The organism is Bradyrhizobium sp. th-b2 (assembly GCF_000426785.1).
GTDB classification, from domain to species: Bacteria; Pseudomonadota; Alphaproteobacteria; order Rhizobiales; family Xanthobacteraceae; genus Bradyrhizobium; species Bradyrhizobium septentrionale.
On sequence record NZ_AUGA01000164.1, the window covers coordinates 1 to 5,465 of the forward strand.

Consider the following 5,465-nt stretch of genomic DNA (forward strand, 5'->3'; position numbering starts at 1 on the left):
CCGACGCTGTCGCGGCTGGAGAATGCTCCGCGCCTGCGCGACGTGATCCGGCTGAGCTACATTTTGGTCGACGCATGGATGGATAGCTACCCCCGCGAACCGGCATCCGTCACGCATTGTCGATGGTTTGATACCGCGGATTATTACCCCGTTTCTCTTGTTCGACGCAAAAGACCAACCGTCCGTCTTCGACAAGGGCGACCGCCCCGTCATGTGTCAGCTTGATACCGCAGATTCGCATAGTCGCTCCGTCTCTAACGCGTCAAATTCGATTGATTCGACGAATGAATCGGATTCCTGAAGCTGGCAAGCAAGCAGTCTTCGTTAGCCGACTCCCCCTGGCACTGCAGCCGCTCGACCTCGACTAACCTTTCGTTGAGCATGGACATGATTGTCTCGGCACCAGCCGCATGGCCCCAGTGTCGACATGTAGCATCACGCGCGGATCCGAAAATCAGAAGCCCACCTGGCGCGAGCATCCGCGTCAGCCTGTCGATGCTTGCGCGCATCTCGGTCACGTCCTCGAGGTAATAAAGAACTTCCGCAACGACGATCAGATCGAACGGCTCGGTGGCTACGAACTGTTGAATGTCAGAGACTATCCACGTGATGTGCGACCACCTTTTGGTCCGTTGGCATGCTCGACCAATCGCCCGCAGCACGACATCGACCACTGTGAGACGATCGCAGTGAGGCGCTAGCTTCTCCGTGAACGCGCCAGCGGCACACCCAACCTCCAGAGCACTTGCGATAAATCCTCGTGAAAGCGCCAGACGGAGCATTTCGGTGTGACGTTTGCGCTCGAAGGGATTACCATCGATCCGCCACGGATCATCAGTCGCCAATTCTCGCTCTAGCAGTTGATAGGTCACTTCCAGACTCACGTGTACGCTCCTCGCCCTAATTCGCACCACAACCGGCAGCAGCAAATCGCACTCAGACGTCATCAACCTCGGCGGAAACGTTCTCGTCCCAATCGCACTAACGGTTTACGGCGCCGAAGCGCGCCTGTGCCGCGCGTTCTTCGTTGCAAGCCAACCAGTATTCCATGTCGATCAACCGGGTCAACCAAGTGTCCGTACGATTGCTGGCAGCCAGCTGCCGCACCGATCTCTCGATTCCGTTGGATGCCAAGCTGTTGCTGCAGAAGTTGCTAGTGCAAGAGTTCGGTACCGAGGTTGATCCATCACGAATCTCGTTCGTGAACCACCAACCTGACGCATGCCGTGAGCGCGTTTGCGATGTCAGGCTTTGAAGAGAGCTTGGTTCTCGCAATCGATGGGGGTGGGGACTTCCTCTCGTCTCGTCGCGGTAGGAGCTGGCACCGAAATTAAGCAACTCGCAACCTTACCGGAGAACAACTCTCTAGCTAGAATGCTCTTAAGGCGAGCTCTTTGCAGGAACGAGAGCGGAGTCATCGACGCCGGTTTGCGCCTTCGCGCGGAAACTCGGTGTCATGCAAGCCCTCGACCATCAGAGAACCCCCACCGGCTGCGCTCCGGTGTAGCGTGAATGATTCGCCGGCAGTCGACTTCATGCCAAGGAGGACGCGATCGTAACCTTCACGTTCGGGAAAGCCGGCGACGGTGCGCTTCGAGCCGGCTTCAACGTGCTTTACGGCGCTTCCGATACCGGTAAATCGTTTATTCTCGATTCGATCGACTACATGCTCGGTGGCAAGGGCCCCGCTGCGGGCGGTGGCCGGTTCGGCGCTAGGTAACTCAAATGATGGATTTGTAGGTGGGCAAAGACGCTCATGGCGCGCCGATGCTCCGCTCGAATTCCTGAAATTCAATCATCCAGGCACCGAAATATTGACGGATGATCGCGTTGAATTCGGCATCCGTATATTCGCTAAAATGTCCAATCAGCCAATTCGCGCGGTCTTTGAGTTTTAGCAGGTAGGACGAATCCAAGGCATCGAGAAAGGTCGCCGCGTTCTCACCGGCAACATACATCAAGCCGGCTTCCTGAGGCTCCTGCTCGACGAGGTCGCGCGACATCATCAAAACGAGTCCCTGATGGACAATCTGTCGTCTCACTTCGGCGTCGGGCGAACGCAACGGCGTTGGCAGATGCAGGCTCTCTCCGGGCCGCCGTCGAGATCATTGGCTTTCACCAGAATATAGTCGAGCGCTGTCAGGTGCTGCAGATCGAACGCCCTCGGATAAGCAGCGCCGAGAAGAGCCACGGCGCGGATGCCGGCTTCGAGCGGGCCATTGAACGTGACCTGCCGACCTGACGGCTCTATTTCGTCCATTTCAGCTTTTCGCCGTTCGCGAGTTGATGGCAGATGCCTCGGCGATCCTGCGTTTGCGCGATTGGGGCGATTGGATTCGCCGTGATCGCCATGTCTTGTGCCGCCTTTGTGACCGCCACGACGCGATTATAACTGTCGTCATATTCGTCGTCGTGAGTATCGATCACGGCAGCGTAGATTTCATCCTGCAGCCGTTCGAAGGTGCCGGGCTCGACCTTGTCGCGGACGAATTCTCGCCAGCTTGCCAATAGAATTAGTCGAGCGCGGATCTCGACCGGCGGGCCGGCCGATCCGCAAAGGAGGGAGGTTATCGCCGCCCTGATCGCTCGTTGAGGTAACCTGGATACACGGTCTGGCTGGTGTCGGCGAGAAGCCGCACCAGCCAGCTCTACCAGCAGAAGCCGACATCAGCCCCTGAGACGGGTTTGCAGTGCCTGACGATCTGCGACGAGCGCGTCGAACTGCAGCAGGTCTGGCCGCTCTCCTTGCGCCAATCGCTTAACGAGCTCCCGCGTGCCGTCCACCACAAAGACACTGCAATCATAACCGTTCCTCTGCTGGGTCATGCGGGGTGACTCCAACCGGGCGCCCAGCCGTTCCGCGAGCTGTTCTGCAGGCTTGTTGTTGTATCACCGGAGGGAGTCGTAGTGATAGGAGACCGGCCTTTCCCGGTCGCCGCGATCAACGAACAGCGGCGACCAATGGGTACCGCGGTGATTAGGATCCGCAGCGCCGGCTTCGTTCACTGGCAGGAATAGGAAATCGGCTGCATTCTGATCATAGACGATGCGATGAAGGGCGCGCAGCGCGTCGTTCTCGGCGCCCCTGCTCAGACGAAAGGGTATGAGGGGATCCACGAACCGCGTCCGGGAGGCGAGATTTGGACCGTTCCTCTGCAGCTCTTGCGCCTGAAGCTCGTAATCCCTCACGATATGTTCGTCGCCCAGCCATTGGCTGGCGCCGAGCACCCGCCCGCTGCGGTCGTGGGACGAGGCTATAGGATCCAAAGCTCCGATCTGAGCACCGGAGGATGTGCTGGTAAACTCCGGCGCAGAATGAGCATCGTCATACGACTCGTGCGGTGTGGGCGGCAAATCAAGCAGAGAGCCAAGCTCGTGGTAGAAATCTGACGACGGAGCCGGTGCCACTAACGCAGCTTCACTCATGAGCCGAAGGCGAGGGTGATGGATGAGCTGAACGTCATTGGGTCCTCCGGCCCCCAAGACGGCGGTGTAGCGCTCACCGCGAATATTGTAACTCATCACCCGCTGTTCCGCGTCCGGCAACGGGCCCAAGTGGCTCAAGCTAGAGAGCATCGTTTCCGGGGCGGATTGGGCGGGGTGGAAAAAGTCCTCGGGAGCGGCAAATGAAACATCAATCGTCTCGTCGACTGGGGGGTGGTCTCCTCAGCCCTCACGGACGCTGGCACGGCTTGCTCCTCAGAGACCACTATTGGGCGATACGGCTGCACTGCCGAGGGCATCGACTCACCGCCTCCGGCACGCGGTGCTGAAGTGTATTCGTGCTCGTCCCCCGGCATCGTGAGCTGCGCCTCCCATCCCGATGTGCCCACTTGATGGCAAGGGTCCTGCATCGGTTCGATCTCCTCCATCTCCTCCCTCAACCGAGCCAAAGCTTGTCGAGTGGCCTCGCCGAGCGCGGGGGCCGTCTCCTCAGCCACGGCGGACGCCGGCCCAGTATGAGCATGGTCACGCAACTCGAACGGTGTGAACGGATTCAGATCAACCACTGACAAAATCGGCCCATGATGATGGCGCGCCGTCAAGTGACCCGGCTGCACCACCGAGGCGCCGATCATCGGCACACCACCTCCAGCGTACGGTGCCGTTCCGTGTTCTTGCCCGCTCCCTGGCCTGGGGGGCTGCATCAGCGCGCGACCGCTTGATCTGCCGATCTCGCTCAGCTGCCGCTCAATGACGACGCCTTGCGGATTGTTAAAGTCCTCTGACTCTTCGCTGGTCTCAACTCCGCTGGATCATACTCTTCGTTGATGAAGACCTCCTCTCCTGGCGGGGGGCGCTCTTGAGAAGTGCACCCATCAGCTCGTCCGCGGCCTGCAGGTGGTCCTGGCGCCAGCACAGAGGACGAAAGGACTCTGCGGGATCCGGATCAAAACTCCAATGGCCAAGAGGAGTGATGCTCCACGGTTGTTGAAGCTTGTCTGGACCGATAGCTGAGGCTGACGAATGGACCGGTTCAGCGCACGCGTCGGGTGAGCGCCCAATCTGCTCTTCGTTGACAGCTAGCACTGGCGGGGCGGTAGCCTGACCCCCGTCCTGTCGAGAGCCGCTTGCCACGGAAGCGCCGCCCCCGCCGCTGTCACGAGTGATACTCAACCCGTCATCAGTTGAAGCATCGGACTCACGATACCTACGGAGGGGCCTGCAACGCCTGATGCATTTTCCGATCATCCTGGAGCCTCTCATTAGCGTAAGCGAGCAAGACATCGTCATCGAGCGCATGGAGCGTTTTTCCGCAGGCTCGAGATGTTTCGCTAACCTGCGAAGGCTCGCAGCATAATTCAGCGCGGTGCCCGGTTTCAGCCGCCGGAGCGCACGTCACCCGGGACCGCCCTCTCGATGAGGCTCTGGTCGTTTTGAGAGGGTGTATAGCTTTGACGTCCGCCTCGAGCTGGCCCGGCGATGAGGCCCGGGTTGTTTTGACCAGCCGGAGCACTACGCTCGCGATATATGTATACGAATCGCCTCCAAGGCGGGCCGCATCATCGTCTTCGGGAACGCCGCGTCAGCGATAGCGACCAACGAATCGAGACCAACAAGCCCTTCAATCGTCTCGCCCCGAAACCCGAGATAATCCCCCAATCTGCGCAGAAGCCCAACATAATTCTGCACAGTCTTGGACGGTAGTCCCCGCCGCGCAGCGTATGCCTGAACAGCGGCGTCGATAAAGCTCAAATCCCCCTGAGACAGATGAGGATGGAACGGGTCTGGCAGGGCTGGGACGCCGGGCGCGGGAATCTGGGCAGGGGTTCGACGCGCCTCGCCCAAGTGCCGCTCAAAGCCCTCTTGCCCGACCTGTCCGGGGATGTCCCGCGTTCTGTTGAATTTCTGAAGAGGTCGGCGTTGCCCACCTTGAGCCGGCAGGCTCGGGGTGCTGATTCCACAAAGGAGAGCAACGCCATGACGAGAGATATCACACCGGCTGGTTGGCCGGCGACCGGGGC

General features: G+C 59.6%; 6 protein-coding genes and 2 pseudogenes. 1 reads left to right on the top strand and 7 read right to left on the bottom strand.

What is annotated here, in order from left to right:
• Nucleotides 1-115 precede the first annotated feature (115 nt).
• Together K359_RS60555 and nodS are read right to left on the bottom strand one after the other, a co-directional pair.
• Nucleotides 116-241, bottom strand: a pseudogene (locus K359_RS60555) (carbamoyltransferase N-terminal domain-containing protein); the annotation flags it as partial.
• Nucleotides 242-254: 13 nt separating this feature from the next.
• Nucleotides 255-884, bottom strand: a complete 630-nt coding sequence (gene nodS, locus K359_RS0146660) for a nodulation methyltransferase NodS (protein WP_029085112.1) — start codon at nucleotides 882-884, stop codon at nucleotides 255-257.
• 164 nt (nucleotides 885-1,048) lie between these two features.
• On the opposite strand from nodS, the pseudogene K359_RS66610 reads away from it, so the two are divergent.
• Nucleotides 1,049-1,383 (top strand): annotated as a pseudogene (locus K359_RS66610) (carbamoyltransferase N-terminal domain-containing protein); the annotation flags it as partial.
• Nucleotides 1,384-1,754: 371 nt separating this feature from the next.
• On the opposite strand, the gene K359_RS65490 reads toward K359_RS66610, so the two are convergent.
• The 5 genes from K359_RS65490 to K359_RS66620 form a co-directional block, all read right to left on the bottom strand.
• Nucleotides 1,755-2,042, bottom strand: a complete 288-nt coding sequence (locus tag K359_RS65490; protein ID WP_334261988.1) for an ABC-three component system middle component 2 — start codon at nucleotides 2,040-2,042, stop codon at nucleotides 1,755-1,757.
• On the bottom strand, nucleotides 2,039-2,260 hold the full coding sequence (locus tag K359_RS65495) for an ABC-three component system middle component 2 (protein WP_245284947.1): 222 nt from the start codon (nucleotides 2,258-2,260) through the stop codon (nucleotides 2,039-2,041). Before K359_RS65495 ends, K359_RS65490 begins: the two co-directional genes overlap by 4 nt.
• Entirely contained in the window at nucleotides 2,248-2,508 is a 261-nt protein-coding gene (locus tag K359_RS0146670) for an ABC-three component system protein (RefSeq protein ID WP_051346831.1), read from the bottom strand. Before K359_RS0146670 ends, K359_RS65495 begins: the two co-directional genes overlap by 13 nt.
• 159 nt (nucleotides 2,509-2,667) lie before the next feature.
• Nucleotides 2,668-2,826 carry a hypothetical protein gene (locus K359_RS66615; RefSeq protein ID WP_156929106.1) on the bottom strand — a complete coding sequence of 53 codons (159 nt, stop codon included), beginning with the start codon at nucleotides 2,824-2,826 and terminating at the stop codon, nucleotides 2,668-2,670.
• A 63-nt stretch (nucleotides 2,827-2,889) separates the two neighbouring features.
• On the bottom strand, nucleotides 2,890-3,522 hold the full coding sequence (locus K359_RS66620; protein ID WP_156929107.1) for a hypothetical protein: 633 nt from the start codon (nucleotides 3,520-3,522) through the stop codon (nucleotides 2,890-2,892).
• Between the last annotated feature and the right edge of the window lie 1,943 nt (nucleotides 3,523-5,465).